This window comes from Pseudomonas sp. SMN5, assembly GCF_052041925.1.
GTDB lineage: Bacteria > Pseudomonadota > Gammaproteobacteria > Pseudomonadales > Pseudomonadaceae > Aquipseudomonas.
In genome coordinates this window covers 15,709-42,181 of record NZ_JBKGGX010000026.1, presented here as the reverse complement: position 1 = coordinate 42,181, position 26,473 = coordinate 15,709, and the positions used below count along the sequence as shown (strand labels likewise).

General features: G+C 60.8%; 26 protein-coding genes. 9 read left to right on the top strand and 17 right to left on the bottom strand.

Translation table 11 applies throughout. The features are described 5' to 3' along the window. Positions 1–60: 60 nt before the first annotated feature. Positions 61–1,413 carry a GntP family permease gene (locus tag ACLEJR_RS22345; RefSeq protein WP_440798070.1) on the bottom strand — a complete coding sequence of 451 codons (1,353 nt, stop codon included), beginning with the start codon at positions 1,411–1,413 and terminating at the stop codon, positions 61–63. Positions 1,414–1,506: 93 nt separating this feature from the next. Continuing rightward, positions 1,507–2,040 (bottom strand): gluconokinase, encoded by a 534-nt coding sequence (locus ACLEJR_RS22340; RefSeq protein ID WP_440798068.1) that lies wholly within the window; start codon positions 2,038–2,040, stop codon positions 1,507–1,509. 217 nt (positions 2,041–2,257) lie between these two features. Between ACLEJR_RS22340 and ACLEJR_RS22335 the strand changes: the two genes are divergently transcribed. From ACLEJR_RS22335 to ACLEJR_RS22325, 3 genes are all read left to right on the top strand, one after another. Then, positions 2,258–3,289, top strand: coding sequence for a LacI family DNA-binding transcriptional regulator (locus ACLEJR_RS22335; RefSeq protein WP_440816557.1), 1,032 nt, complete (start codon positions 2,258–2,260; stop codon positions 3,287–3,289). Positions 3,290–3,446: 157 nt separating this feature from the next. Continuing rightward, positions 3,447–4,007, top strand: a complete 561-nt coding sequence (locus ACLEJR_RS22330; protein WP_440816555.1) for a hypothetical protein — start codon at positions 3,447–3,449, stop codon at positions 4,005–4,007. Between the two features lie 82 nt (positions 4,008–4,089). After that, positions 4,090–4,506, top strand: a complete 417-nt coding sequence (locus tag ACLEJR_RS22325) for a GNAT family N-acetyltransferase (protein ID WP_440816552.1) — start codon at positions 4,090–4,092, stop codon at positions 4,504–4,506. 124 nt (positions 4,507–4,630) lie between these two features. On the opposite strand, the gene def is transcribed toward ACLEJR_RS22325, so the two are convergent. The 3 genes from def to ACLEJR_RS22310 form a co-directional block, all read right to left on the bottom strand. Beyond that, entirely contained in the window at positions 4,631–5,170 is a 540-nt protein-coding gene (gene def, locus ACLEJR_RS22320) for a peptide deformylase (protein ID WP_440798060.1), read from the bottom strand. Positions 5,171–5,172: 2 nt separating this feature from the next. Further along, a complete protein-coding gene (locus ACLEJR_RS22315) occupies positions 5,173–6,117 on the bottom strand; it encodes a YihY/virulence factor BrkB family protein (protein WP_440798058.1) in 945 nt (314 codons plus the stop codon). Positions 6,118–6,266: 149 nt separating this feature from the next. Next, the gene (locus ACLEJR_RS22310; RefSeq protein WP_440798056.1) at positions 6,267–6,458 is read right to left on the bottom strand and encodes a CsbD family protein; all 192 of its coding nucleotides are present in this window, start codon (positions 6,456–6,458) and stop codon (positions 6,267–6,269) included. A gap of 198 nt (positions 6,459–6,656) precedes the next feature. On the opposite strand from ACLEJR_RS22310, the gene ACLEJR_RS22305 reads away from it, so the two are divergent. Beyond that, the gene (locus tag ACLEJR_RS22305) at positions 6,657–7,034 is read left to right on the top strand and encodes a hypothetical protein (RefSeq protein ID WP_440798055.1); all 378 of its coding nucleotides are present in this window, start codon (positions 6,657–6,659) and stop codon (positions 7,032–7,034) included. A gap of 168 nt (positions 7,035–7,202) precedes the next feature. On the opposite strand, the gene fadD1 is transcribed toward ACLEJR_RS22305, so the two are convergent. Further along, positions 7,203–8,894, bottom strand: a complete 1,692-nt coding sequence (gene fadD1, locus ACLEJR_RS22300) for a long-chain-fatty-acid--CoA ligase FadD1 (protein WP_440798053.1) — start codon at positions 8,892–8,894, stop codon at positions 7,203–7,205. A 381-nt stretch (positions 8,895–9,275) separates the two neighbouring features. Beyond that, positions 9,276–10,964: a long-chain-fatty-acid--CoA ligase FadD2 gene (fadD2, locus tag ACLEJR_RS22295; protein WP_440816549.1), complete on the bottom strand. Its 1,689-nt coding sequence runs from the start codon at positions 10,962–10,964 to the stop codon at positions 9,276–9,278. A 246-nt stretch (positions 10,965–11,210) separates the two neighbouring features. Between fadD2 and ACLEJR_RS22290 the strand changes: the two genes are divergently transcribed. Further along, positions 11,211–12,155, top strand: a complete 945-nt coding sequence (locus ACLEJR_RS22290; RefSeq protein ID WP_440816547.1) for a lysophospholipase — start codon at positions 11,211–11,213, stop codon at positions 12,153–12,155. A gap of 41 nt (positions 12,156–12,196) precedes the next feature. After that, positions 12,197–12,667, top strand: a complete 471-nt coding sequence (locus ACLEJR_RS22285; protein WP_440798047.1) for a MaoC family dehydratase — start codon at positions 12,197–12,199, stop codon at positions 12,665–12,667. A 161-nt stretch (positions 12,668–12,828) separates the two neighbouring features. Here ACLEJR_RS22285 and ACLEJR_RS22280 read toward each other — a convergent pair whose 3' ends face one another. The 4 genes from ACLEJR_RS22280 to ACLEJR_RS22265 all read right to left on the bottom strand — a co-directional run bounded on the left by ACLEJR_RS22280 (position 12,829) and on the right by ACLEJR_RS22265 (position 16,686). Further along, complete coding sequence (locus ACLEJR_RS22280; protein WP_440816544.1) at positions 12,829–13,692, bottom strand: efflux RND transporter periplasmic adaptor subunit; 864 nt, start codon at positions 13,690–13,692, stop codon at positions 12,829–12,831. 9 nt (positions 13,693–13,701) lie between these two features. Next, on the bottom strand, positions 13,702–13,908 hold the full coding sequence (locus ACLEJR_RS22275; protein ID WP_440816541.1) for a DUF1656 domain-containing protein: 207 nt from the start codon (positions 13,906–13,908) through the stop codon (positions 13,702–13,704). Further along, on the bottom strand, positions 13,895–15,895 hold the full coding sequence (locus tag ACLEJR_RS22270) for an FUSC family protein (protein WP_440816538.1): 2,001 nt from the start codon (positions 15,893–15,895) through the stop codon (positions 13,895–13,897). Before ACLEJR_RS22270 ends, ACLEJR_RS22275 begins: the two co-directional genes overlap by 14 nt. Positions 15,896–16,218: 323 nt before the next feature. Beyond that, entirely contained in the window at positions 16,219–16,686 is a 468-nt protein-coding gene (locus tag ACLEJR_RS22265) for a ferritin-like domain-containing protein (RefSeq protein ID WP_440798040.1), read from the bottom strand. A 203-nt stretch (positions 16,687–16,889) separates the two neighbouring features. Between ACLEJR_RS22265 and ACLEJR_RS22260 the strand changes: the two genes are divergently transcribed. Together ACLEJR_RS22260 and ACLEJR_RS22255 are read left to right on the top strand one after the other, a co-directional pair. Continuing rightward, positions 16,890–17,126 carry a DUF3820 family protein gene (locus ACLEJR_RS22260; protein ID WP_245140906.1) on the top strand — a complete coding sequence of 79 codons (237 nt, stop codon included), beginning with the start codon at positions 16,890–16,892 and terminating at the stop codon, positions 17,124–17,126. Between the two features lie 12 nt (positions 17,127–17,138). Beyond that, positions 17,139–18,326 carry an aminotransferase class V-fold PLP-dependent enzyme gene (locus tag ACLEJR_RS22255; protein WP_440798038.1) on the top strand — a complete coding sequence of 396 codons (1,188 nt, stop codon included), beginning with the start codon at positions 17,139–17,141 and terminating at the stop codon, positions 18,324–18,326. Between the two features lie 243 nt (positions 18,327–18,569). Here ACLEJR_RS22255 and ACLEJR_RS22250 read toward each other — a convergent pair whose 3' ends face one another. From ACLEJR_RS22250 to zwf, 3 genes are read right to left on the bottom strand one after another with little or no spacing between them, the layout of a single operon-like run. Beyond that, complete coding sequence (locus ACLEJR_RS22250) at positions 18,570–19,235, bottom strand: bifunctional 4-hydroxy-2-oxoglutarate aldolase/2-dehydro-3-deoxy-phosphogluconate aldolase (RefSeq protein WP_440798036.1); 666 nt, start codon at positions 19,233–19,235, stop codon at positions 18,570–18,572. 17 nt (positions 19,236–19,252) lie between these two features. Continuing rightward, entirely contained in the window at positions 19,253–19,966 is a 714-nt protein-coding gene (pgl, locus tag ACLEJR_RS22245) for a 6-phosphogluconolactonase (protein ID WP_440798034.1), read from the bottom strand. Further along, on the bottom strand, positions 19,953–21,422 hold the full coding sequence (zwf, locus tag ACLEJR_RS22240) for a glucose-6-phosphate dehydrogenase (RefSeq protein ID WP_440798032.1): 1,470 nt from the start codon (positions 21,420–21,422) through the stop codon (positions 19,953–19,955). The genes pgl and zwf overlap by 14 nt, the downstream gene beginning before the upstream one ends. A 196-nt stretch (positions 21,423–21,618) precedes the next feature. Here zwf and ACLEJR_RS22235 point away from each other — a divergent pair, with 196 nt between their 5' ends. Continuing rightward, a complete protein-coding gene (locus tag ACLEJR_RS22235) occupies positions 21,619–22,479 on the top strand; it encodes a MurR/RpiR family transcriptional regulator (RefSeq protein WP_172679636.1) in 861 nt (286 codons plus the stop codon). A gap of 139 nt (positions 22,480–22,618) precedes the next feature. Here ACLEJR_RS22235 and ACLEJR_RS22230 read toward each other — a convergent pair whose 3' ends face one another. The 3 genes from ACLEJR_RS22230 to ACLEJR_RS22220 form a co-directional block, all read right to left on the bottom strand. Then, complete coding sequence (locus ACLEJR_RS22230; protein WP_440816535.1) at positions 22,619–23,473, bottom strand: D-hexose-6-phosphate mutarotase; 855 nt, start codon at positions 23,471–23,473, stop codon at positions 22,619–22,621. Between the two features lie 291 nt (positions 23,474–23,764). Further along, on the bottom strand, positions 23,765–25,111 hold the full coding sequence (locus tag ACLEJR_RS22225; protein ID WP_440816532.1) for a carbohydrate porin: 1,347 nt from the start codon (positions 25,109–25,111) through the stop codon (positions 23,765–23,767). A 199-nt stretch (positions 25,112–25,310) separates the two neighbouring features. Beyond that, positions 25,311–26,471 (bottom strand): ABC transporter ATP-binding protein, encoded by a 1,161-nt coding sequence (locus tag ACLEJR_RS22220; protein ID WP_440816529.1) that lies wholly within the window; start codon positions 26,469–26,471, stop codon positions 25,311–25,313. Positions 26,472–26,473: the final 2 nt, after the last annotated feature.

The following is a 26,473-nucleotide window of genomic DNA, read 5'->3' as shown; positions in this document are numbered from 1 at the left end:
TTGAATGTTATACCGCTATCGCGAGCAGGCTCGCTCCCACACTTGTTATGTGCCCGACCTTTAGACCACCAGCGACAGCAGCAGGATAAAGATCAACCCCACCACGGACAGGATGGTTTCCATTGCGGTCCAGGTCTTGAAGGTTTCGGCCACGGTCATGTTGAAGTACTGCTTGACCAGCCAGAAACCCGCGTCGTTGACATGGGACAGGATCAACGATCCGGCACCGGTCGCCAGCACCAGCAACTCACGGTTCACACCGGGGATCATCCCCACCACCGGCACCACGATCCCGGCACCGGTAATGGTCGCCACCGTCGCCGAACCCGTGGCGATGCGAATCACCGCCGCCACCAGCCAGGCCAGCAGGATCGGGGAAATCTGTGCGCTCACCGCCATGTTGCCGATCACCGTACCCACGCCGCTGGTCACCAGCATCTGCTTGAAGCCACCACCGGCACCGATGATCAGGATGATCGCAGCGGTCGGCGCAAGGCTCGCGTCCAGCCACTTGAGCATCTGATTGGAGCCAATGCCTTGCTTGTAGCCGAAGGTATACAACGACAGCAGCAACGCCAGCAGCAGTGCGGAGATCGGGTGACCGATCAGGTCCATGAACGTACGGAACAGATTGCCCTCGGGCAGTGCCACGTCGGCGAAGGTCTTGAGCAGCATCAGGAACACCGGCGACAGCACGGTGATCAGGGTGATGCTGAAGCTCGGCAGATCATTGGAATTGGTTTCACGCGCCAGTTGGTCCACCAACTCCTGGTTCGGATGGCCGGGGATGTGCTTGGCAATGAACGTACCGAAGATCGGCCCGGCAATAATGGCCGTTGGCAGCGCCACGATCAGGCCATAGAGGATGGTCTTGCCGATGTCGGCACCGAACACGCCAATCGCCAGCAGCGGGCCCGGGTGCGGCGGCACCAGGCCGTGGACGGCGGAAAGGCCGGCAAGCAGCGGAATGCCGATCTTGATGATCGAGACGCCGGTGCGGCGCGCAACGATGAACACCAGCGGAATCAGCAACACGAAGCCGATCTCGAAGAACAGCGGAATGCCCACCAGGAACGCGGCGAACATCATCGCCCACTGCACCTTGTCCTTGCCGAAAGCGCGGATCAAGGTCTGGGCGATCTGATCGGCCCCGCCCGACTCGGCCATCATCTTGCCGAGCATCGTGCCCAGCGCCAGGATGATCCCGACAAAGCCCAACACGCCACCGAAGCCGTCCTGGAACGCCTTGATGATGGTGCCGACGGGCATGCCGGAGGTCAGGCCGAGGAACGCTGCCGCGATGGTCAAGGCGATGAAGGGGTGGATCTTGAACTGGGTGATGAGGACGATAAGTCCGATCACCGTGACCACTGCATCGAGCAGCAGAAAGGTTTCGTGGGACATGCCGAACATGGGGGGTGTCTCCTGATTTGTTGTTGTTATTGAAGCAGTTAGGGATAAGTGGTCGGGATAGCGCTATCTTTCTGACGCAAAAATTTTCAAGGCTCAGCTGGCCAGCTTCAATCCGTGGTCCAGCCACCAGACGTACGCCTGCCGGGCCAACTCATCGACACTGTGGCTGGACGCGTCCAGGGCCAGGGTCAGGGGCTCACCGACAGGGGATTGCAGGGTGGCAAACTGGCTGTCGATCAAGGTCGACGGCATGAAATGGCCAGGACGGTGGGACACGCGGTCGGCGGCCACTTCCGGGGTCAGTTCCAGGAACACGAAGCCCAGGCCCGGCAAGGCGCTGCGCAGGCGTTCGCGATAACTGTGCTTGAGGGCCGAGCAGGTCAGCACCGGGCGCTCGCCCTGAGCGTCCACACGGCGCAACTCGTCGCACAGGCTATCGAGCCAGCCGGCACGGTCGTCGTCGTTCAGGGGGATACCGGCGCTCATCTTCTGGATGTTGGCCGCAGGGTGAAAAGTATCGCCTTCGATGGCGGTAGCGCCGCTCAACTGGCACAGGGCCTGGCTGACGCAAGTTTTGCCGCAACCGGCAACGCCCATGATGACCAGGGCGGTGATGGGATTGTTCATGTAACACCTCAGCGCGCAGACAGCGCTACCTTTGCCAGTTATGACACCAATGCAAAAGCAGAAGTTGCCGACGCCTTCTTGTCATTTTTGTGGTTGCAGCATGTTCGTTCACGACACTCGCGCACGGGGGAATCAGGCAAACCCCGCTCGCGCATTTGCAGCCGCGTCGAGACAGCGCTACCTTAGTGCCTTGATTTTTGTTTGGCAAGCCACCCTGATGACCGCCCCTAAAAACGATAAGAACACGCGCACCACCGGTCGCCCCACGCTCAATGAAGTCGCACGCCTGGCCGGGGTCAGCCCCATCACTGCCTCCCGTGCCCTGCGCGGAGTCAGCACCGTCGCCACCGACCTGGTGGAAAAAGTCCGCCAGGCCGCCCTGGAGCTCAACTACGTGGTCAACCCCGCCGCCCGCGCCCTGGCTTCGGCCCAGAGCCACTCGGTGGTGGTCTTGGTCCCTTCCTTGTCCAACCTGTTGTTCATCGACACCCTGGAAGCCATCCATCGCGTGCTGCGTCCCAAGGGCTTCGAAGTGGTGATCGGCAACTACCACTATTCACGGGACGAAGAAGAAGATCTGCTGCGCAATTACATGGCCTATCAGCCTCGCGGCTTGCTGTTGACCGGTTTCGACCGCACCGAAAGCGCCCGGCGGATGATCGAGGCCAGCAACATCCCTTGCGTGTACATGATGGAGTTGGACCCTGGTGCAGGTCTCAATTGCGTTGGTTTTTCTCAGCTCAAGGCCGGCGAGACGGCGGCCGGCCACCTGATTTCCAAGGGCCGTAAACGCCTGGCCTATATCGGCGCCCAATTGGACCAACGTACCCTGGCCCGTGGCGAAGGCTTTCGCAGGGCCTTGCAGCAGGCCGGTCTCTACGACCCGGACCTGGAGCTGCTGACGCCGCGTCCATCCTCGGTGGGCCTGGGTGGCGAATTGTTCCTGCAACTGCTCGAAAGCCATCCGGATGTCGATGGGATTTTCTTCGGCAACGATGACCTGGCCCACGGCGCGTTGTTCGAAGCGCTGCGCTGTGGCATCAGGATCCCGGAGCAGATCTCGGTCCTGGGCTTCAACGACCTGCCCGCCTCGGCCCACATGGTGCCGCGCCTGAGCAGCATCAGCACCCCACGCGAAGCTATCGGCCAGCGCGCCGCCGAACAGTTGCTGACATTGCTGGCCGGCAATCGCATCGCCCAGCCGGTGGTGGACATGGGTTTTGAACTCAAGGTACGTGAGAGCACCTGACACCGCGCTGCCGGTCGATCAATGCCGCCCGGCGGCAAGGGTTGGCCGCACATTGCTCCGCCCCTGATGCCGTCAGCCCTTGAAAAACACGGTTCCCGACGAGCGGCACGGGATTTGCTCTGACCCATCGCTCAGCCATTACCTACAGGTATCCATCATGTTGGTCAGTGCAAAACAGCAAGCAATGAACTTGCCGCTCAAACGCCCCGGCGAGGACCCCGTCGCCGATGCCGCCAGCGGTCTGCAAAGCGCCGCGTTGCAGGCGTTGCGTGACAACGTCCAGGCCCAGGCCAGCCAAGGCAGCGTCCAGGTCCAGGTCCAGGAGTCCATGACCCGACGGGCCACGCAACAGGTCAACGCGGCCAGCACCATCAGCGACAACGTCGACGAGGCGTTCGCCAAGACCCGCGTGCAATTGCAGAGCGTGCCCGCGTCGCCGTCCAAAGACAATGCCGCTGCCGGCAGCTCCGCAATGGAGGCCTTCAAGGAATACATGAGCAAGACGCCGGAGCAACGCCTGCGCGACAGCATTCTTGCGGAACTGGGCATCACCGAAGAAGAGTTCCAGGCGATGCCGCCCGAGAAGCAAGCAGCCGTCAGCCAGGAGATCGCGCAACGCATGCAAGACAAATCAGCGATAGCCAAGGTTGAAAAGGCCCAGGAAAACCGTGCCGATGGCAAAGCCCCCTTGGCTGATGCGTTCCTCGCCTCTCTCTGAACTTGATGATGCGTGAGTTTGATGATGCGCCGGGGTGGCCAGCTATACTGGCCGCCCCGGATCTTCTCCCTCGCCCCTGCCAATGCCTGAAATCCACTACACGCTGCTCGACGAACCGCTATGGCCGCTGATGAACAAGTTCTATCGCGCCCACCAATCCTCGATGAAGGCGGTGCGTGACGCACAGCTGTGGGTAGCGCGCCGGGAGGAGATCGTCGCTGCCCTGTGCCTGCGTCCGGTGTCGGGTGGGCATTGGCTGACCGGATTGTTTGTCGACCCCGCCCACCGCGGCCAAGGCATTGCGGCGCGGTTGATCGCCGAGGCGGTAAAGACCGTGCAAGCGCCGGTGTGGTTGTTCTGCCATCCGGACTTGCGTGGGTTTTATGAGCGGCGCGGGTTCAGCTTCGACCCGGCCCTGCCCTATGCGATGGCCGAGCGATTGAGCCGGTATGCGCGCAGCAAGCCGATGATTGCGATGGGGTTGGAGCCACCCTCCTGAAGGCAATGCAGGCCAATGTGGGAGCGAGCTTGCTCGCGATGGCGTCAGGTTAGTGGCATTGAAGCTGACGGATGCACCGCCATCGCGAGCAAGCTCGCTCCCACAGTTTTCTGTATTCGGCCTATCAATCGTCGGCGGCAGGATCCAGGTCCGGAAACATCACCTCGGTAAACCCGAACTGGCTGAAGTCGGTGATGCGCGAAGGGTAAAGGCGCCCGATCAGGTGATCGCACTCATGCTGCACCACCCGCGCATGGAAACCCGACGCCACGCGGACGATCGGTTCACCCTTGGGATCGAAGCCTTCGTAGCGAATCTGCCGGTAACGCTGTACCGCGCCGCGCAGGCCGGGTACCGACAGGCAACCTTCGAAACCCTCTTCCGTCTCTGGCCCCAGCGGGGTAATGAGCGGGTTGATCAGGATCGTCTGGGGCACCGCTTCGGCATCCGGGTAACGCTCGCTGTGCTCGAAACCGAAGATCACCAATTGCAGGTCCACGCCGATCTGCGGCGCCGCCAGGCCAACGCCGCCGACGCTTTCCATGGTCTGGAACATGTCGTCGATCAACTGCCACAACTCGGGGCTGTCGAACATCTCGGGCGGCACTGGCGGGGCGATGCGCAGCAGGCGTTCATCGCCCATCTTCAGGATTTCACGAATCATGGTCAGGCTTCGTCAGGGTGACTGTGGTGGATGGAATGGTCGCGCCCCAGGCCCGACACATGTTGCTTTTCATGCTGGCCCGGATGCTTTTCGCCAGCGTCCTTGCCCTCGGCGGACATGTGCTCGATCACCGCGTTCATCTCCGCGCCGAGCAACAGCACCGCCGAGGAAATATAGAAATACAGCAACAACACAATGATCGCGCCGATACTGCCATACATGGCGTTGTAGTTGGCGAAGGTCTTTACGTAGAACGCGAAGCCCAGTGAAGCGATAATCCAGACCACCACCGCCAGTACCGAACCCGGAGTGATGAAGCGAAACTCCTGTTTGACGTCCGGCATTACGTAATAGATCAGCGCCACCGCCACCATCAGCAGGATCACGATCACCGGCCAGCGCACGATGGTCCAGAGCGTGACGATGAACTCCTCCAGCCCGACCTGGGCCGCGATCCATTCCATCACCTGCGGCCCGAGCACCATCAACGCTGCCGCGATGAGCAGCATGCCGGCGATACCGACTGTGTAGATGATCGACAGAGGGAAGCGCTTCCAGGCCGGACGGCCCTCGACCACGTCGTACGCAGCATTCATCGCGCTCATCATCAATCGCACACCGGCCGAAGCAGTCCACAACGCGATGACGATACCCACCGACAACAATCCACCCTTGGACTGCTGCAACTGGTCGATCACCGGGTTGACCTGCTCCAGCGCCTGGGGCGGCAAGACCAGTTCCGATTGCAGGCGCAGCCAGGAGAAGAAGTCCGGCAGATGCAAGAACCCGATCAGAGCGATCAAAAAGAGAATGAAGGGGAACAACGAGAATAGCATCTGATACGCCAATGCCGAGGCGTAGGTCGACATCTCGTCGTCGAGAAACTCGGTTACGGTGCGCATCATCACACGATGCAGGGGTAAGCCCTTCAAGGCCGGGAACACCATGTGCGTCTCCTTTCGCCGCAAAAAGGGGGGCCGTTATCTATAACAAAGTAACCTGTTTGGCGAGTTCGGGACAATTTTGCCGTACAACTGATGCCAACATGAAAACGGCCACCCGCAGATGGCCGTTCCGGACGGTGCCCGATGAGTCGCTACGCCTTGTCGCCGCCGTTTTTGACAGCATCCTTGACCTTACCTACGGTTTGCTGCGCCTCACCTTTTTTCTCTTGCACGACGCCTTCGGCACGCAGCCGGTCATTGTCGGTCGCCTTGCCAACGCCTTGCTTGATATTGCCGACGGCTTCGTTGGCCACGCCTTTCACTTTATCGCCAGTGCTGCTCATGATGTCTCTCCTTTGAACAATTGCCGGGAAAAGTCATTTACATAAGATTGACCGGGCGGGTTCGCTGGGAGTTTCATTTCTTTTCAGCGGCACATTGGACCAGCGGGTGCAAGTTGGGCTTTATGTTTGTCAGCCAACCCCTGAGAATGCGCCACGTATTCAGGCGCAGGCCTGAAGCTCCAATCCCGTAGGAACGTTATGAAACTCGACAAGAAACAGGCCATCGCCCGCCGAAACCAGGAACTGGGCGGTGCCGTGCTGGGCGTCAACAATTGCCACTTCAGCGAACTGAACCGTAACCGCAACATCTTCTGGTTCAACATTCCCGTGACGCGCCTGGCCATCGGGCAATACGAATGGATTCACCTGTTGCTACACACCCCGGCCACCGACGAGTTGCTGCACCTGAAAGTGCCGACGGTGTTCCTGCGCGAGAAAATGGAAGGCCTGGAAGTCCGCAACCAGGGCAAGCGCAAGGCCGCCCTGAGCCTGGAGTTGAGCGCGGACAAGGATTCGTATCTGCAGGACATGCGGCCGGGAGGCACCAACTTGGACTTTGCGCAGTTCAGGTTGTAACTCGGATCACCCCGTAGCGAGGGAACTTGCTCCCGCTGGGCTGTGCAACCGTCCCTTTTTTGTGGGCGCTACGCATCCAAGCGGGAGCAAGCTCCCTCGCCACGAAAAGCTTTTCGGCTTCAGAAGCTGCTGCAATAAAAAGCCCCGCTTCGGCGGGGCTTTTTCTGGTTACTTCTTCACACCCAGCTTGCGCAATTCCTCATCACGCAACTCGCGGCGCAGGATTTTACCGACATTGGTAGTCGGCAGTGCATCGCGGAACTCTACCGACTTGGGGACCTTGTAGCCGGTGACGTTGGCGCGCATGTGCTCCATCACCTGTTCCTTGGTCAACGTGACACCCGGGCGCGCGACGATGAAGATCTTGATCGCCTCGCCGGATTTCTCGTCCGGCACGCCAATGGCTGCACATTGCAGCACACCAGGCAGGGTCGCCAGCACGTCTTCCAGTTCGTTGGGGTACACGTTGAAACCGGAGATCAGGATCATGTCTTTCTTGCGATCGACGATGCGCATGTAGCCATCGGGCTGGATCACCGCGATGTCGCCGGTCTTGAGCCAGCCTTCGCTGTCAAGAATCTCGTCAGTGGCCTCCTGGCGCTGCCAGTAGCCTTTCATGACCTGTGGCCCCTTCACGCACAGCTCGCCGATTTCGCCCAGTGGCTGTTCGACGCCCGCGTCGTTGATCACCTTGCACAAGGTCGACGGAACCGGGATGCCGATGGTGCCGACCTGGATGTTCTGGATCGGGTTGACGGTTGCCACCGGGCTGGTTTCGGTCATGCCGTAGCCTTCGCAGATCGGGCAACCGGTGACCGCTTTCCAGCGCTCGGCCGCCGCCAGTTGCAAGGCCATGCCACCGGACAAGGTGACTTTCAGCGCCGAGAAGTCCAGCTTGCGGAAACCCTCGTTGTTGCACAGGGCCACGAACAAGGTGTTCAAGCCGACGAAACCGCTGAACTTCCACTTCGACAGCTCCTTGACCATCGCCGAAAGGTCGCGCGGGTTGCTGATCAGGATGTTGTGGTTGCCGATCAGCATCATCGCCATGCAATGGAAGGTAAAGGCGTAGATGTGGTACAGCGGCAGCGGTGTGATCAGCACCTCACAACCTTCATTGAGGTTGGAGCCCATCAGCGCCTTGCACTGCAGCATGTTCGCCACCAGGTTGCGATGAGTCAGCATCGCGCCCTTGGCCACACCGGTGGTGCCCCCGGTGTACTGCAACACGGCCACCTCGTCGCTGGTGGGGTTGGCTTCGCTCACCGGCTGGCCGTGGCCCTTGCTCAGCACGTCGTTGAACTTGATGGCCTTGGGCAGGTGATAAGCCGGCACCATCTTCTTGACGTACTTGATCACGCTGTTGACCAAGAGGCGCTTGAGCGGCGGCAACAGGTCGGCCACTTCGGTGACGATGACGTGCTTGACGCTGGTCTTGGGCACCACGGCCTCGGCCAGGTGCGCCATGTTCGCCAGGCACACCAGTGCCTTGGCGCCCGAGTCGTTGAACTGGTGTTCCATTTCCCGCGCGGTGTACAACGGGTTGGTGTTGACCACGATCAGCCCGGCGCGAATCGCACCGAATACCGCCACCGGATATTGCAAGACGTTGGGCAATTGCACGGCGATTCGATCACCGGGCTGCAAATCGGTATGCTGTTGCAGGTACGCGGCAAAAGCACCGGACAATTCGTAGAGTTCACCGTAGGTGAGCGTCTTGCCGAGGTTGCTGAACGCCGGCTTGTTGGCGAAGCGCTGGCAGGACTGCTTCAATACCGCCTGAATATTCGGATACTCGTCTGGATTGATGTCGGCAGCAATTCCAGCTGGGTACTTATCCTTCCAAAAGTCTTCAATCATGGAAGCCCACTCCTCAGCAACGCGAATTCTCAGCGCATTCGATGCGATTATTATTGGTGTGTTCGATGGTGAATCTGGCTTGTATAAAGGCCGAGAAGTCACAAAAGCGCGCCGAGAGTAGCAGCTTTGCCGAGGGTCGCCTAGAGCCAAAATAGGCTCTACAGTCACGAAAATGACTCAAGAATATTTTATGGTCATTTTTAGAGTAAAAATTCTAAGCCCCGTAAAATGGGTTTGAAAGAGCGCTGATTCATGCAACCTCAAAAACTCCTGTGGGAGCCAGCCTGCTCGCGATAACGGTGGATCAGCGCCACAACAATTGGCTGACGGACCGCTATCGCGAGCAGGCTCGCTCCCACAGAGTGTCTCGTTGGGCTTGCGTCAGGCGATATCCCGCAATTCCCGCCGCAGGATCTTGCCCACCGGTGTCATGGGCAACGACTCACGTAGCACGATGTGCTTGGGAATCTTGTAGCCGGTGAAGTTCTCCTTGCAGTAGGCCTTGAGTTCTTCAAGGCTCACCCCTGCCTCACGGGCCACCACGAACAGTTTGACCGCCTCTCCGGAACGCTCGTCCGGGACGCCGATGACCGCGCAGTTGGCGACCTTGGGGTGGGCCATGACCACGTCTTCGATCTCGTTGGGGTACACGTTGAAACCCGAGACGATGATCATGTCTTTCTTGCGGTCCACGATGCGCACGAAACCGTCCGGGTCGATCACCGCGATGTCGCCGGATTTGAACCAGCCTTCGCTGTCCAGCACTTCGGCGGTGGCCTCCGGTTTGTTCCAGTAACCCTTCATGATCTGTGGCCCCTTGATGCACAGCTCGCCGCGCTCGCCCAAGGGCTGCTCGACGCCGTCGTCGTCGATCACTTTCATCAGCGTGCCCGGCACCGGCAGCCCCACCGTCCCCAACCGGGTCTTGTTGCCGTAGGGATTGGCGCTCGCCACCGGCGAGGTTTCGGTCAGGCCGTAGCCTTCGGTGATGCCGCAACCGGTGAGCTGCTTCCAGCGTTCGGCAGTGGCCTTGACCAGTGCGGTACCGCCGGAGTTGGTGACCTTGAGGTGGGAAAAATCCAGGGTCTTGAAGTCCGGATGGTCCATCAGTGCGACGAACAGAGTGTTCAGGCCCAGCAACAGCGAGAACCGCCAGTTCTTCAGTTCCTTGATGAAGCCGCCGATGTCGCGCGGGTTTGTAATCAGCACGTTGTGGTTGCCGGTGACCATCATGCACATGCAGTTCGCGGTGAAGGCATAGATGTGGTACAGCGGCAGCGGCGCAATCATCACCTCCTGGCCTTCGCGCAACAGCGGCTGGCCGTCGTCACCGAGCTGACCCAGGCACGCCCGGGCCTGTTGCATGTTGGCAACCAGGTTACCGTGGGTCAGCATCGCCCCTTTCGCCAGCCCGGTGGTGCCACCGGTGTACTGCAGCACGGCGATGTCGTCGAGGCTGACCTTCAGCGGTCGGATGGCCTGGCCACGCCCGAGACGCAGGGTGCTCTTGAAGGAAATGGCCTGGGGCAGCGAATAATCCGGAACCATTTTCTTGACCTTGCGCACCAGGGTGTTGACCAACCAGCCCTTGGCGGTGGGCATCAGGTCGCCCATTTTCGCCTCGATCAGGTATTGCAGGTCGGTATCGGGCAGCACTTCCTGGACTTTCTGGCCGAACAGATTCATGTACACCAGCGCCCGAGCACCGGAATCCTTGAACTGATGACGCATTTCCCGCGGGGTATACAGCGGGTTGGTGTTGACCACGATCAGCCCGGCGCGCAGGGCACCGAAAACCGCGATGGGGTATTGCAGGACGTTGGGCATCTGCACCGCGATACGATCACCGGGCGCCAGGTCGGTGTGGGCTTGCAGATAACCGGCGAAGGCTGCGCTATGGCGTTCGAGTTCGGCGTAAGTGAGGGTCACCCCCATGTTGCTGAACGCCGGACGGTCGGCGAATTTCTTGCAGGAACGCTCGAACACCTCGATGACCGACTTGTAGGCCGCCGGGTCGATATCCAGCGGCACGCCGGCCGGGCGTTTGTCATTCCAGAAATCAGGCTGCATTGTTTTTATCCTCTTACCTGAGCGTATCCGGGCCGCTTCTGTGACGCTTGCACAGGCGGCGTTCCTGGGACACTAGCAGCTATGGCCAATCAGGCAAATATGGCAGGCGGCGTCATAGATCGTGTGAATCTTCCTGCCTCGGCGTAGCCTGATCAGGCGAGACGCAGCGGATGGGCTATACAATGCAGCGAGATTACGTAGGACGTTGTGTACGCCTCTGTGTATGCCTTCGGAAAGGGAACCGCCATGATCCACCAAACGTGCATGCTGACCGCGACCGACCACAGCCGTCTGTACGTCAACCAGTGGTTGCCGGACACCGCGCCGTCTGCGGTGGTCATGTTGGCCCACGGCATGGCCGAACACAGTGGCCGCTATGAACGCCTGGCCCAGGCATTGTGCGAAGAAGGCTACGGCGTCTACGCCCCGGACCTACGCGGCCACGGGCACACTGTCGACAACGCGATCCTCGGGCACTACGCCGACCAGGACGGCTGGGCCAAAGTCGTGGGCGACCTGGCGAGCCTCAATCATCACATCCGCCAGCAACATCCCGAAACACCAATAGTGCTGCTGGGCCATAGCATGGGCAGTTATATCGCCCAGGGTTACCTGCTGCACCACAGCGCCAGCCTGCACGGGGCGATCCTCAGCGGCTCGAACTTTCAACCGGTGGCGCTCTATCGCGCCGCCCGCCTGATCGCCCGCTTCGAACGTCGACGCCAGGGTGCCACGGGACGCAGCGCCTTGATCGAGTGGCTGTCGTTCGGCAGTTTCAACAAAAAATTCAAACCTGCGCGCACGCCCTTCGACTGGCTCAGCCGTGATCCGGCGGAAGTCGACAAATACGTCCACGATCCGCTGTGCGGATTTCGCTGTACCAATCAGTTGTGGATCGACCTGCTCGGCGGGTTGCAGCAAATCAGCAAAGCGTCCAATCTCGCTCAGATCGATCCGGACCTGCCTTTGCTGGTGATGGGCGGTGAATGTGATCCGGTGAGCGAAGGCAAGCGTCTGAAGGATCTGGCGGACGCTTTGCGCGCCGCCGGCAGCCGGCACCTGCAATTGACTATCTACCCGCAGGCCCGCCACGAATTGTTCAATGAAACCAACCGCGCCGAAGTGACCGCCGATGTGCTGGCCTGGATGGCCCGGGCCCTGAACCACAATCGGCCGCCACGAAGCGAGTAGGTTGGCCGCGTTTACCTTTACCGACACAGGATTTGAGACAGATGACCCAGGTTACCAACATCCCTTACGAAGCCCTCGAAATCGGCCAGACCGCCAGCTACAGCAAGACCGTCGAAGAGCGCGACATCCAGCTGTTCGCCGCGATGTCGGGCGACCACAACCCGGTGCACCTGGACGCCGAGTTCGCCGCCGCCAGCATGTTCAAGGAGCGCATCGCCCATGGGATGTTCAGTGGCGCACTGATCAGTGCGGCAGTGGCTTGCGAGCTGCCTGGGCCGGGCACCATCTACATCGGTCAGCAGATGAGCTTCCAGAAGCCGGTGAAAATCGGCGACACCCTGACCGTGCGCCTGGAAATTCTCGAGAAGCTGCCGAAATTCCGCGTGCGCATCGCCACCCGCGTCTTCAACCAGCGCGATGAATTGGTGGTGGACGGCGAAGCCGAAATCCTCGCACCTCGCAAGCAGCAGACCGTGACCCTGCCGACATTGCCGCCGATCAGCATTGGTTGATCGAGCACAATCCCTGTGGCGAGGGAGCTTGCTCCCGCTCGACTGCGAAGCAGTCGCCATACGCACTGCGTCTGATCAGACAGAAATGCCGGGCGCACCTGGGGGCGCTGCGCGCCCAGCGGGAGCAAGCTCCCTCGCCACGGGTTGTTCAATAGTTCCAGCTATTGGGCACCGTCCTGCACCTGCACACTCGCCGTCATCCCGGCACTCAGGTTGACCCCTTCCGGCACCTTGTCCAGCTTGATCCGCACGGGAATCCGCTGGGCCAGGCGCACCCAGCTGAAGGTCGGCTCGACTTCCGCCAGCAACTGCGCATCGGGGTTGGTGTTGCGGTCGGTGATGCCGCGGCTGACGCTTTCGATATGCCCCTGCAAGGCATGATCGGTGCTCATCAGCCAGACCTTGACCGGATCGCCCACGTGGATCCGCGGCAGCTTGGTCTCTTCGAAATAGGCCTGTACGTAGAAGGTCGAATCGTCGATCAGTGCCATGACCGGTTGCCCGGCGTTCACGTAGTTACCCTCGGCCAGGCGCAGGTTGGTGATATGACCGCTGCGTGGCGCCAGGACCTGGCTGCGGGCCAGGTTGAGTTCGGCGACCTTGGCCTCGGCCTGGGCTTCGCGCAGTTCGCCCCGCGCGATGCCGGCGTTGATCTGGGCGTTTTCCCGTAACTCGGCGCTGATGGCCTGTGGGCCCAGGGCCGCGCGACGGCTGGCTTCATGTTCGCGCAGGCTCAGTTGTTGCTGACGGGTCTGAACCACTGCCCGCGCCTTTTCCACCGCCGCTTCAAAGCGCTCGCGGTCGATGCTCAGCAACAGATCCCCGGCTTTAACCTGCTGGTTATCCACCGCCTTGAGTTCGCGCACCCACCCCGACACGTCGGGCGCAATCACCACCACGTCGGCCCGGATCCGCGCATCGCGGGTCCAGGGCGTGAGCATGTAGTACTGCCACAGATGAAACCCGGCGAAGATCGCCACGGCCACCACGCACAGCGTGACGGCGACACGTACGGAGGTACGCATGTTCAACTCCTATAGCGGTCCGAGGACCACGGTAATGACAGTCAAGACGCAGACATACAAGGCGCAATCGAACAAGGCCTCATGCCAGATCCAGCGCCCGACCGGCGCCAGGCTCAGCAACAGGCGCAGCGCCCCGCTCACCACCAAGGCCAGCACCACATAAATCAGGAACGGGCTGAGCAACACTCCGCCAATCGACCATTCACGCAAGCCCATGGCTGTGCTCCTGTCGTTCAGGTTCGTGCTGGCGGCACCAGGCGCGCCAGCTGTTCTGCAATTGAACCACCGCGCCCTGGGCCAGCTTCAGGGCGTCGCTGGCAGGCTGGGCCGACAACACGTCCAGGAACTCGGCGCTCGCCGATGCCAACGCATCGGCTCGCTCGCCTGCCGGACCGCGCTCGAGCACCTGCTCCAGTGCCTGGAAGTAACGGCGTTGCGCGCGGTTATCGGCCACTTGGGCGACAGCCAGGCTCAAGCGCAGGTGCAGCAGCTCATCGCCGATGTCCAGGCCGAGCAAGCCATCGTCCCAACGACTGCGTGCCTGCACCGGCAACTCTGGGTAATGCCGCGCCAATTGCAGCAAGCGATCAGCCATGCGCCCGCCAAACCAGCTTTCGGCGCCCCGCAGGTTACGATGGGTCAGGCGCACCAGATCGTCGAGGGTCGCCGCCAGCAGCCGACGACTGTGCCAGGCCGGATTACGCAGAATCAGCAGGTTGAACGCCAGCACCGCCGCGCCGACACCGATCACCATCGCCTGGGCATTGTTGAAAAACGCGGCGACGTCGTACTTCATAAGGTTCAGCGGCGACACCAGGACAATGAAATGCAGGCAGAACGAAGTGGCCGTGGCGAAAATCGGCGGTTTGGCCATTCCCAATGCACCCAAGAACAACGGCACGCCCATCGCCAGGCAAAGCATTGCGAAACTGCTCCACTGCGGCAGCACGATCTCGCCGATCACAAATGCGGTCGGCACGGCCAATAGGATGCCGCGCATGAAACTCATGCCAATCTGCGCGCCGTTCTCGCGGCTGGCGAACAGGCTGCACACCACGCAAGTGAGCACCAGCGCGCCTGATGCCGCAGGCCAGGCGGTGGCCAGCCAGAAGCACGATACCGCCAGGAATGCCAGGGCGCTGCGGGCGCCGAAGACCATGGCCAGCGACAGGTCGCGGTGGGGCGTCAGCGTCCGGGGTGGGTCCGCCGCTTCCCTGCCCTCCTGCACCGCCGCCAGTGCAGCGCAGGCAGCCAGGGCGGTGTCGAGCAGCAAGGCAAACCGTGCCAGGCAATAACTTTGCGCCGGGCTGATATTGGGGTCGTGGGAAGCGTCCAGCACCCGTGGCCGCAGGGCTTGCAGGGTCGCGCCGTCGGCGTCGAGGGCCTGCTGCACTTCGCTCATCCACGGTTGCAAGGCCTGGGCCTCTTCGGGCTGGAGTTGTTTCCATTGCCGGCGCACCGAGCGGGAGATACGCAGCAGCATCAACAGTTTCTGACTCAAGCCGCTGATGGCCCGGGCACGCTGACGGCCCAGGCGTCCTTCGAACCAGGCGTGCTCACGCTGGGCATCTACCGCGACAATCTTGCCGAGGATTTCCAACAGGCCCTTGCGCGCCTGCGCATCGCCGGCCAACGTGGCGCGCGCCGCCTGCATGCCACTGTCCCAGGCCGCACGGGCCTGGCCAGCCAATTGCCGCTCGACCCGTAGCGGCCAGAGCAAGGCACTGGTCGCCGTGGCGCAGACAATCCCCAGGCTGATCTCGGTGCAGCGTGCGACCGCCTGCTCGAACACCCCCAGCGGATGGGAAATGGCCGGCAAGGCGATGATTGCCACTGTGTACCCGGCAAGCACGAACGAGTAGGACCAGGCGCTGCGCAACAGCGTCGAACAGGCCGTGCAAACACCCAGCCATAGCGCCAGCGCCAACAGGAACAACCACGGGGCCTGAGCGAATAGGGCCATGAACACCACGGACATGATCGTGCCCACCAGGGTGCCGAGCAATCGCGCCAGCCCTTTCTGCACCACCATCCCGGACAGCGGTTGCGCCACGATGAACGCCGTCATCAACGCCCACGATGGCTGTTCCAGCCCCCAGCGCAAGGCCAGCCACAACGCCAGTCCACCGCCGAGCACGGTCTTGATGGCGAACTGCAAAGCGAGGCGGTCGGGGGCAAACAAGGCCTGCAGGGTAATGGGCACGCGTATGACTCGTATGGGGTTGCGCTAACAATAGTTGGATATAGAGGCGGTCGACAGGTGCAATTATTAGCTGGCTAACTATTACAGTCCAGAGGTGATTAACGATGGATTTGACAACACACTTTTACTGAATGGCTCTGACGTGGCGAGGGCGCTTGCTCCCGCTGGGTCGGTTCGACGCCTCGGCTTAGCGACCCTCGATTTTCTGGGGCTGCTGCGCAGCCCAGCGGGAGCAAGCTCCCCCGCCACAACTCTGTCCATCCAGTTTAAGGCACCCACAAAAAACGCCAGGCGAGCTGGCGTTTTTTTGTACCGACGCGCGGTTAAGAGTTGGCGCGCGCCTGGTTACGCAGGGCCTTGACCTGGTCGTGGTTGCGCTGCACGCCATGGTACTGACGCTCAACCAGATCACGAATGCCTACCAGGTTGTGCTTGTTGATTTTATCGATCGCCTCGCGATAAGCCTTGAGGGCGTGGTCTTCACCGCGCTCGGCTTCGTTGAGCACCGCTTCTTCGTCCTTACCGGTGAACATCGACTTCACGTCCACCCAGCGGCGGTGCAGGTCCCCGGCGACACTGGTGGAGGTCTCCGGGTCGCCACCCAGGGAACGCACGGCCGCTTGCAGTTCGGCGGCAGCGGTGGCGCAGTCGGTGGCACGTTTCACGAACAGCGCCTTGAGTTCCGGATGCTTGATGTCTTCAGCGCAGGTCTTGAACCCTTCCTGGCCATCCTTGCTGGTCTCGATCAGGTCGTTCAAGACGGAGATGGATTCTTTAGTGATGTCGGTCATTTTTCAGTTCCTTTGCTGGTGAATAAAACCTGCAAGGAATATTGCATCGGCCATGCCAGCCCCGAATCAAAATAAAAATCCTTATAAATCAACAAAATAGCCGATCAGTAGAAATCTGTATCCGCGTTATTTGCATGATCTGTCAATTGGCCTGCATGCAGAATGCCTGTATTTTCAAACCTGGTTGAATCAAGACGTCCACCATGAATCCGGAAAAGCTCGAACTGCTGGTCACGCGCCAGATGCCCTTCGGTAAATACAAGGGGCGAATCCTCGCCGACCTGCCTGGTCCATACCTGAACTGGTTCGCTCGTGAAGGTTTTCCCCACGGAGAACTGGGCGGTTTGCTGGCGCTGATGCAGGAAATTGACCACAACGGGCTGTCAGACCTGCTCGATCCATTGCGCGCCAAGCACGGCAAGCCCAAACCACGTCACTGACCGAGTCTTCCCATGCCTGAAAACACGCTACGCGCCCACGATGAAGCCTTCTGGCAAACCTTCGTCGGTCGCTACGATGTCGATCCCAACGGACCGCTGAATCTGGAGAATGGCTATTTCGGTCGCATGTCGCGCACCGTGGTGGAGGAATACCAGCGCAATATCGAGTTCATCAATCGTGGTAACTCGGTGTACGTGCGCCAGCAGTTCGACCGCGAACATGGCGAAGCGATTCGCCGGCAGGTGGCACAGCTGATCCACGCCTCACCCGACAGCGTGGCGATGGCGAACAGCGCGGTAGACGCCTTGCAGGCGCTGATCCGTAATTACAACGGCCTCAAGCCAGGCGATCAGGTGCTGATCTGCGACCTGGAGTACGAGTCGGTCAAGAGCGCGATGCGCTGGCTGGCACGCCAGCGGGGCGCGGAGGTGATCGAACTGATCCACCAGCATCCCGCCAGCTACGACAGTCTGGTCAGCACCTACCGCGAAGCATTCATTCGTTACCCACGCCTCAAGCTGATGGCGCTGACCTACGTCAACCACCTCACTGGGTTGGTGATGCCGGTACGGGCCATTGCAGAGACCGCACGGGCGTTTGACGTCGATATCATTCTCGACGGCGCCCATGCCCTGGGGCAGATTCACTTTGACCTGAAGAAACTCGGCATCGAGTTCGCCGGGTTCAACCTGCAGAAGTGGATCGGCGGCCCTCTGGCCCTGGGCTTCATGTACATCGCCCCACATCGGCTGGCCGACATCGACCCGGACATGGACGAAGGGCATTACCCGGCCACCGACGTTCGTTCGCGCACGCCCCACAGCACCCCCAACATTCCTGCCCTGCTGACCCTGCCGCTGGTGTTCGAAGAACACCGCGCCCTGGGCGGTGCATTGGCCAAAGGGCCACGGCTCAATTATCTGCGGGACATGTGGGTCAGTGCGGTGCGCGATGTACCGGGTATCGAAGTCATGACGCCGGACGATCCGCGCCTCTACTGCGGCATCACCGCCATGCGCTTCACTGACCACGCGGACCAACAGGCAATGGCCGACCGGTTGCTCAACGAATACGGGATTTTCACAGTAGTGCGCCAGACCAGCGTCGGGCCGTGCATTCGGATTACGCCGGGGTTGATTACGTTGGCGAGCGATATCAAGCGGTTGACCCAGGCGCTGATCGAGCTGAGCCGAACATAGGCTCCTGTGGCAAGGGAGCTTGCTCCCGCTGGGTTGCGAAGCAACCCCAAACCCAGACACCGCAGTGTTTCAGACCTGTCTGAGTCAACTTACCAAGGGGCTGCTGCGCAGCCCAGCGGGAGCAAGCTCCCTCGCCACGATGAAGGGGTGATCCTATAGGCATTTATTCCAGACAAAAAAAACGGTGCGCCGACCAAGCGCACCGTAAAACCGTAGAACACCCAACGAGGTTCGGTAAACCAATCAGTCCAGCAGCGCCAGAGCCTCGGCGGTGCATTCCTGAATGCGGGCCCAGTCGCCGTTCTTGATCCACTCCGGATCAAGCATCCAGCTACCGCCCACGCACATCACATTTTTCAACGCCATGTAGCTCTTGATATTGGCCGGGCCGACGCCGCCGGTCGGGCAGAATTTCACTTCGCCAAACGGACCGCCCAGGGCCTTGATGGCCGCGACGCCGCCGCTGACTTCCGCCGGGAACAGCTTGAAGCGGCGATAGCCCAGGCCATAGCCTTCCATGATGCCCGAGGCGTTGCTGATACCTGGCAGCAGCGGGATTGAGCTGTAGACGCTGGCTTCGAGCAGGTCGCGGGTGATGCCCGGGGTGACGATGAACTGCGAACCCGCAGCCTCGGCGGCCGCCAGCATGTGGCGGTCGAGCACCGTACCGGCGCCGGTTACCAGCTCCGGACGCTGCTCGCGCAACACCTGGATCGCCTTGAGGCCGTACTGGGAACGCAAGGTCACTTCCAGCGCCGTCAGACCGCCTGCTGCCAGGGCATCGGCCAGCGGTAGGATGTCCTGTTCGCGGGCGATGGTGATCACCGGCAGGATCCGCGCCTTGGCGCAGAGGCTGTCGATCAGAGTAACTTTGTCCGCCATGGAAACGGTCGGGGATGGGTTTGTCATAGCGGCTGATCCTTGGTTCATGGGCACCAGTAAATCTCTAACGTAGGTTGCAAAAACGCGCGGATCGGCATCTCGGCGACATTGTCACCGGCCACCGCAGCGTTCAGTGTGGTCAATTTCGACTGGCCGGAAATCGACAGCACTTTGTGTTTTGCAGAGGCCAGCAAGGCGCGACTCATGGTCAGGCGCTGGTGCGGCACGGTCGGCGCCAGCATCGGCCAGCAACGGCGTTCACCATTGGCGTCCAGGGCCTGGGCCAGGTTCGGGCTATCAGGGAACAGCGAGGCGGTGTGTCCGTCGTCGCCCATGCCCAGGATCAGCACGTCGATCGGTGGCAATTCGGCCAGCAGACGATCCGCCTGCTCCGCAGCAGCCTCCAGGTTGGCACTGGCGCTGTAGAGGCTGAGGAACTGCGCCTTGGCCGCCGGGCCTTGCAGGAGGTAACGCTTGAGCAGGCCGGCATTGCTGTCGGCGTGTTCAACCGGCACCCAGCGTTCGTCGGCGAGACTCACCACGACTTTCGACCAGTCCAGCGCCTGCTTGGCCAGGCTCTGGAAAAACGCCACCGGGCTGCGACCGCCAGACACCACCAACACCGCCGTGCCGCGCGCATCAATCGCCTCGCGCAGTTGTTCGGCCACTTTCAATGCCAGCCCTTCGGCCAACAACACCGGGCTCTTGAATTCCAGGGCGCTGACACCCTGGGGCAGTTTCAATTCAGATATCGCCATACCACGACCTCCCATCCCGCGTGATCAGTGCAATGGAGCTCATCGGCCCCCAGGACCCGGCCGCGTACGGCTTGGGCGCATCGCCGGATTTCTTCCAACCGGCGATCAACTGGTCACACCACGTCCACGCGGCTTCGATTTCATCTTTACGGACAAACAGGTTCTGATTGCCGTTCATGACTTCCAGCAACAGCCGCTCATACGCATCGGGAATCCGTGCGCTGCGCCAGGTGTCGGAAAAGTTCAGTTGCAAAGGACCGCTGCGCAACTGCATGCCCTTGTCCAGGCCTTGCTCCTTGGTCATCACGCGCAAGGAAATGCCCTCGTCCGGTTGCAGGCGGATGATCAGCTTGTTGCTGATCTGCAAGCGTTGCTCCGGCGCGAAGATGTAGTGGGACGGTTCCTTGAAGTGAATGACGATCTGCGACAGCTTCTGCGGCATGCGCTTGCCGGTACGCAGGTAGAACGGCACCCCGGCCCAGCGCCAGTTACGGATGTCGGCGCGCAGGGCAACGAAAGTCTCGGTGTCGCTCTGTGTATTGGAATTGGGCTCTTCCAGGTAGCCCGGCACCGCCTTGCCTTCGCTGTGGCCGGCGATGTATTGGCCGCGCACCACCTGGGTGGTAAGGCCTTCCGGGCTGATGGGCGCCAGGGCCTTGAGCACCTTGACCTTCTCGTCACGGATACTGTCGGCAGAAAGGTCCGCCGGCGGGTCCATGGCAATCAGGCAGAGCAACTGCAGCAGGTGGTTCTGGATCATGTCCCGCAGTTGGCCGGCCTTGTCGAAGTAACCCCAGCGGCCTTCGATGCCGACCTTCTCGGCCACGGTGATTTCCACGTGGGAGATGTAGTTCTGGTTCCACTGGGTTTCGAACAGGCTGTTGGCGAACCGCAGCGCAATCAGGTTCTGAACGGTTTCCTTGCCCAGGTAGTGGTCGATGCGATAGGTGCGGTTTTCCGGGAAAAACTGCGCCACCGCGTCGTTGACCTTGCGCGACGACTCCAGGTCCGAGCCGATGGGTTTTTCCAGCACGACGCGGGTGTTTTCGCTCAGGCCAACCTTCGCCAGGTTCTCGCAGATCGCCCCGTAGACCGCCGCCGGGGTGGCGAAATAGGCGATGACTTGCGGGGCCGAGCCGGCCAGCTCGGCCAGGGCGACGTAATCGTCGGCCTTGAGGAAGTCCACATGCAGGTAGGTCAGTCGGCCCAGGAAGCGTTCGAGTACGGCCTCGTCCAGGTCCTTGTCGCCCACGTAGCGGCGCAATTCAGTGGCGATGAACGTCAGGTGCTGCTGCTCGCTACCGGGCTCACGGGCCAGCGCGATGATCCGCGTCTGCTCATGCAGAAGGCCGGCGCCGTCAAGTTGATAAAGGGCGGGAAACAGCTTGCGCAAGGCCAGGTCGCCCAAGGCGCCGAACAAGGCAAAGGTGCACGGCTCAACCGTAATCGAATGCATGATGTTTGTTCTTTTATCAAGTTAAGCTACAAATACCTTTTTTCAAGGTATCACTCAAGGAAAAATGTAGTAATAACCACAACATTTTCCGAAAATACCGATTCCGAGTGGTGGTCCGCCGGAGCCAACAGTAGGATAGGCCACCGCAAAGGGTCGTATCAAAGACCCGTCTTTCTAGGAATCTTGTATGGACCGCGTGCGAAATTTACTGGAGCAGATCCAGAGTCGCCTTGAAGACCTGAACAAGGCCGAACGCAAGGTGGCCGAGGTGATCCTGCTCAACCCACAGCAGGCCACCCGTTTCAGCATTGCCGCCCTCGCCCAGGCCGCGTCGGTCAGCGAACCCACGGTCAACCGTTTCTGCCGCTCGTTCGGCGTCAGCGGTTACCCGGAACTGAAGTTGCAACTGGCCCAGAGCCTGGCCAGTGGCGCCGCTTATGTGAGCCGTGCGGTAGAAGCCGACGACAACCCGCAGGCCTACACCCAGAAAATCTTTGGCAGTGCCATTGCTTCGTTGGACAGCGCCTGCCAGGCCCTTGATCCAAATTTGATCAGCCGTGCCGTCGATCTGCTGATCCAGGCGCGGCAGATCCACTTCTTCGGCCTCGGCGCCTCGGCTCCGGTGGCGCTGGATGCCCAGCACAAGTTTTTCCGCTTCAACCTGGCGGTGACCGCCCACGCCGACGTGCTGATGCAACGGATGATCGCGTCGGTGGCCCATACGGGTGAGCTATTCGTGATCATTTCCTACACCGGGCGCACCCGCGAACTGGTGGAAGTGGCGCGCATCGCCCGGGAAAACGGCGCTTCGGTACTGGGCCTGACCGCCGAAAACTCGCCGCTGGCCAAGGCCAGCACCCTGAGCCTGAACATTCCGCTGCCCGAGGACACCGACATCTACATGCCGATGACCTCGCGGATCATCCAGCTCACCGTGCTGGATGTGCTCGCAACCGGCATGACCCTGCGCCGGGGCGTGGACTTCCAGCCGCACCTGCGCAAGATCAAGGAAAGCCTGAACGCCAGCCGGTATCCGGTGGGGGATGAGTTCAATTGATTCGACGTGAGGGCTTTATGGCCTGACAAGCCGTCATCGCGAGCAAGCTCGCTCCCACACTGGGTCTTTGGCGTTCACAACCCCCTGTGGGAGCGAGCTTGCTCGCGATGGGGCCGGCAGCCTCACCCACCCTCCAGAGCTAAACCCCCGCCCACGCCTGCAAACTCAGGTGCGCCCGCTCCCCCGGCGCCAGGCACAGGCTGTCCGTGCCGCCACTGGCCGCCTCGACACACACGAACTCATTGACCTCATCCCAACTCACCCCCAGCAACGGCCGGGCGCCGGGATGCCACACCACGGTGTCGGCGCTGTCGCCGGTGTCGATGCACAATTGGCGCTGCCAGGCGTGGTCCTTGAGCTGCAACTCTCCTTCGTGCTGGAACACCCGCTGACAACCCCCGTCGACCCGCAACTCACCTTCCTGCTGGCAAACCGCACGGTTCAGATGGTCATAACCCTGCGCGCCTTCGAGCCCAGACAGCGCTACCTCACCGACGTCACCAATACGCCAATAGGCATGCAACGCCTGGCTCAACTGGCAAGGCAGGCTGTCCTGATGCTCGGTGCTCAGGCGCAGTTCCATGCGTTCACCCAGGTCCGCATGCAGGTCCACCTGCCAATCGCACAACTGCAATTGCCAGTGCAGGTGCACGCCGTCGTCGTCGCTGCGACTGTCGAGCAGCTTCCAGTCGATCAAGCGCGCCCAGCCGTGGGAAGGCCAGGCATTCTCGCTGGGATGACGCCCATACCACGGCCAGCACACCGGCACCCCGCCACGTATCGCGCCGACCTGCGGCCATTTGGCGGCGCACCACAACCAAGGCTTCTGGCCGCGCGGCTGAAAGTGCAGCAACTGCGCACCCTGGCGACTGAACACCGCCTGGCACAGCGGATGATCGATCACCAGCACATCGCGCTGCCGATAGCGCTCCCACGCAAACACCGGGCGCTCGCGCAAGGATTTGAAAAAGCGTTGTAGCGGATGCTCATGCATGGGCCACGGTCCTGGAAATCATTGAATAGCTCATCTGTTCGCGACGCGCTCTTTTGTGGCGAGGGAGCTTGCTCCCGCTCGACTGCGAAGCAGTCGTAAACGAGGCAAATGCGGTCTGGCTGACGCACCGCAGTGAATGGTTTCGGGGTCGCTTCGCAACCCAGCGGGAGCAAGCTCCCTCGCCACAGCGCTCGGTGTCCGACCAAACTATTGAATGCTCCCCAAAAAAAAGCGGACAGCCTTGGCTGTCCGCAAATATGCGCACATAGAGAGGAGCTTATCGCAACAGCGTTAGAACACCGACTGAATTTTCAGGCCGGCCACCAGCGCGTTGTCGACTTCATCCACACCACCTGGGTGAGTGATGTATTGCAGGTTAGGCCGTACGGTCAGCCAGTCGGTCACGTGGACCCCATAGTTGAGCTCGTAGTTGTACTCGGTGTCGCGCAACGGAGCGAACAGCGGGTTCTCATAGTCAGCCACACCGTTGGCGGCGTTGGTCAGCTCAGCGTTTTTCTTCACGTCATCGTTGACATGAATGCGCGCGAAACCGATGCCGATGTCATCTTTTGGACGCGCGTCGAACGGCCCTTTGTACACGAACATCAACGACTGGTAGTTGTCGACGACGTTGGTGTCCTTGTCGTGGAAGGTCGCGTTGGCAGCGATGTTCAGACCGCGGGACGCATCACCGTTGTGGGTGGTGAGTTGTTGTTGCGCCACGAACCAGTAGCCGTGCTTGCTGTTGTGGCTGCGGTAGGCGTTACCGGTGGTCGCGGCGTCGTCGCCGTTGTCATCTTCGCGCACGTCATTGGCATCGGCCGTGCTCTTGTAGTAACCGACGCGGTATTCGCCCGGCAGGCTGTTGACCTTCGGCGACCAGACCAGCTCGACCGGGATCACGGTGCCCTTGGTACCGCTGCCGCTGAGCTTGAAGCCGTTGCCGTGTTCCAGCTGCGAAGGGTTCTGGTTGTAGGCACCGATCTGCGCATAGAACTCAGGCGTGAGGTTGTACTTCACGCGGATCGCGGCCTGGCTGACTGGCCAGTTGTACCAGATGTTGGTCGCCCAGTTACCCACCTGGGAGCCGCAGAACGCCAGGTTCTGGAATTCGCACGGGAAGGTGTTGAAGTCTTCGCCTTCACCGAAGTAACCGGCCTTGACGTCCAGCTTGCCGTCGAGGAACTGGTGCTTGATCCACAACTGGGTCAGACGGACCATGTGACCACGGCCGTAGACTTCCTGGGAAGAGCTCAAGGTGCCGGCACGTGGATCACCAACGCGGTCGTTGGAGATGTTCTGGCCGTTACGATTGGTCAGTTGGATCTTGGCCTGGGTGTTATCCCAGCCCCACAATTTTTGCAGATCCAGCGCTACACCCAGACCGAACTGGTCGGAATAACGCGCAGTCTTGTCGTTGTTGTAGCCACCGTGCAGGTTGCCGCCCACTTCCCCGACGTAGTCGGCCTTGATGTCGATACCCTGCTCGATCAGCTTGGTCCGCTCGCCACCCCAATCGCCCGTCATCCATTTCGAATTGGAGCTGAACGCGTCGTCAGCCTGTGCGCTACCCACCAGCATCATCGCCGCAACGGCTGACAACTGGCAGATGAGCTGGGCGTTGTTTCTCTTCTTCATCCCTACATCCTCGTCTTTATTGTTATGAACTGTTTTTATTTTTTCTAACGCGGTTTACAACGATTGCGGTGGATGGTCCCCCACCCGCCGCATACTTCTTTTTGTGGGAGCGAGCCTGCTCTCGATAGCGGTATGCCATTCACCCGCACGACGGCAGGCATACCGTCATCGCGAGCAGGCCCACACCCACATTTTTTCTTCACCGGCCTTTGAACTGCGCCACGTTCGGCGCTCGCTCCTGGGCTTGCGTCTGACCCGCCACACCCAGGCGCTCACCCGTTTGCGCATCAAATAGTAATACTTTTTTAGGGTCGAACTGAAGCGTCAGATTTTCCCCTGCTTGCGGGGCAACGTCCGGCGCCAGGCGGCAGCAAACCTTGGTGTCATTTAGACTGACAAATACCAGGGTGTCCGGCCCGGTCGGCTCGGTGACCTGGACTTCAGCGCGGATGGTCGGCAAGCCGTTGGGCTCGCTGCCGGCCAGCACGATCTGTTCCGGACGCAAGCCGAGAATCACTTCACGGTCTTCAAGGCCGGCGTCCTGCATGCCCAGCGGCAACTCGCAACGGGCCTGGCCGCTGTCGAGCAGCGCCAGCAGGCGACCGTCCTTGCGTTGCAGGCGCAACGGGATGAAGTTCATCGGCGGCGAACCGATGAAGCTCGCCACGAACAGGTTGGCCGGGTTGTTGTAGATGTCCTTCGGCGTACCGAACTGCTGGATGATCCCGTCCTTCATCACCGCCACTTTGTCGCCCAGGGTCATGGCTTCGATCTGGTCGTGGGTGACGTAGACCGTGGTGGTTTTCAGACGCTGGTGCATCAATTTCATTTCGGTGCGCATCTCGACCCGCAGCTTGGCGTCGAGGTTGGACAGCGGTTCGTCGAACAGATAAATCTTCGGCCGCCGCGCCAGTGCCCGGCCCATGGCCACGCGCTGTTGCTGACCGCCGGACAGTTGGCCGGGCTTGCGGTTGAGCAGGTGTTCGATCTGCAACAGCTTGGCCACGCGGGTGACTTCTTCGTCAATTGCCGACTGGCTCATCTTGCGGATCTTCAAGCCGAACTCGATGTTCTCGCGCACGCTCATGGTCGGGTACAGCGCGTAGGACTGGAACACCATCGCGATGTCGCGATCCTTGGGGCTCATGCCGCTGACGTCCTGGTCGCCGATCATGATCGCGCCGCCGGTGATGGTTTCCAGACCGGCGATGCAGTTCATCAGTGTCGACTTGCCGCAACCGGAAGGACCGACCAGGATCAGGAACTCACCGTCCTTGATCGACAACTCGATGTTCTTCAGGGTATCCGGCAGGCCGGCACCATAAGTCTTGTTTACATTGCGAAGTTCGAGCGTTGCCATGA

Bases quoted from the DNA above. Each gene is read 5' to 3' on its own strand.
- pgl (WP_440798034.1), bottom strand. From the start codon at position 19,966: ATGGCGATATCTGAATTGAAACTGCCCCAGGGTGTCAGCGCCCTGGAA.
- ACLEJR_RS22310 (WP_440798056.1), bottom strand. From the start codon at position 6,458: ATGAGCAGCACTGGCGATAAAGTGAAAGGCGTGGCCAACGAAGCCGTC.
- fadD2 (WP_440816549.1), bottom strand. From the start codon at position 10,964: ATGCAGCCTGATTTCTGGAATGACAAACGCCCGGCCGGCGTGCCGCTG.
- zwf (WP_440798032.1), bottom strand. From the start codon at position 21,422: ATGCATTCGATTACGGTTGAGCCGTGCACCTTTGCCTTGTTCGGCGCC.
- ACLEJR_RS22305 (WP_440798055.1), top strand. From the start codon at position 6,657: ATGAAACTCGACAAGAAACAGGCCATCGCCCGCCGAAACCAGGAACTG.
- ACLEJR_RS22325 (WP_440816552.1), top strand. From the start codon at position 4,090: ATGCCTGAAATCCACTACACGCTGCTCGACGAACCGCTATGGCCGCTG.
- ACLEJR_RS22260 (WP_245140906.1), top strand. From the start codon at position 16,890: ATGAATCCGGAAAAGCTCGAACTGCTGGTCACGCGCCAGATGCCCTTC.
- ACLEJR_RS22225 (WP_440816532.1), bottom strand. From the start codon at position 25,111: ATGAAGAAGAGAAACAACGCCCAGCTCATCTGCCAGTTGTCAGCCGTT.
- ACLEJR_RS22250 (WP_440798036.1), bottom strand. From the start codon at position 19,235: ATGACAAACCCATCCCCGACCGTTTCCATGGCGGACAAAGTTACTCTG.
- ACLEJR_RS22280 (WP_440816544.1), bottom strand. From the start codon at position 13,692: ATGCGTACCTCCGTACGTGTCGCCGTCACGCTGTGCGTGGTGGCCGTG.
- def (WP_440798060.1), bottom strand. From the start codon at position 5,170: ATGATTCGTGAAATCCTGAAGATGGGCGATGAACGCCTGCTGCGCATC.
- ACLEJR_RS22330 (WP_440816555.1), top strand. From the start codon at position 3,447: ATGTTGGTCAGTGCAAAACAGCAAGCAATGAACTTGCCGCTCAAACGC.
- ACLEJR_RS22220 (WP_440816529.1), bottom strand. From the start codon at position 26,471: ATGGCAACGCTCGAACTTCGCAATGTAAACAAGACTTATGGTGCCGGC.
- ACLEJR_RS22290 (WP_440816547.1), top strand. From the start codon at position 11,211: ATGATCCACCAAACGTGCATGCTGACCGCGACCGACCACAGCCGTCTG.
- ACLEJR_RS22335 (WP_440816557.1), top strand. From the start codon at position 2,258: ATGACCGCCCCTAAAAACGATAAGAACACGCGCACCACCGGTCGCCCC.
- ACLEJR_RS22315 (WP_440798058.1), bottom strand. From the start codon at position 6,117: ATGGTGTTCCCGGCCTTGAAGGGCTTACCCCTGCATCGTGTGATGATG.
- ACLEJR_RS22345 (WP_440798070.1), bottom strand. From the start codon at position 1,413: ATGTTCGGCATGTCCCACGAAACCTTTCTGCTGCTCGATGCAGTGGTC.
- ACLEJR_RS22275 (WP_440816541.1), bottom strand. From the start codon at position 13,908: ATGGGCTTGCGTGAATGGTCGATTGGCGGAGTGTTGCTCAGCCCGTTC.
- ACLEJR_RS22230 (WP_440816535.1), bottom strand. From the start codon at position 23,473: ATGCATGAGCATCCGCTACAACGCTTTTTCAAATCCTTGCGCGAGCGC.
- ACLEJR_RS22340 (WP_440798068.1), bottom strand. From the start codon at position 2,040: ATGAACAATCCCATCACCGCCCTGGTCATCATGGGCGTTGCCGGTTGC.
- ACLEJR_RS22255 (WP_440798038.1), top strand. From the start codon at position 17,139: ATGCCTGAAAACACGCTACGCGCCCACGATGAAGCCTTCTGGCAAACC.
- fadD1 (WP_440798053.1), bottom strand. From the start codon at position 8,894: ATGATTGAAGACTTTTGGAAGGATAAGTACCCAGCTGGAATTGCTGCC.
- ACLEJR_RS22265 (WP_440798040.1), bottom strand. From the start codon at position 16,686: ATGACCGACATCACTAAAGAATCCATCTCCGTCTTGAACGACCTGATC.
- ACLEJR_RS22285 (WP_440798047.1), top strand. From the start codon at position 12,197: ATGACCCAGGTTACCAACATCCCTTACGAAGCCCTCGAAATCGGCCAG.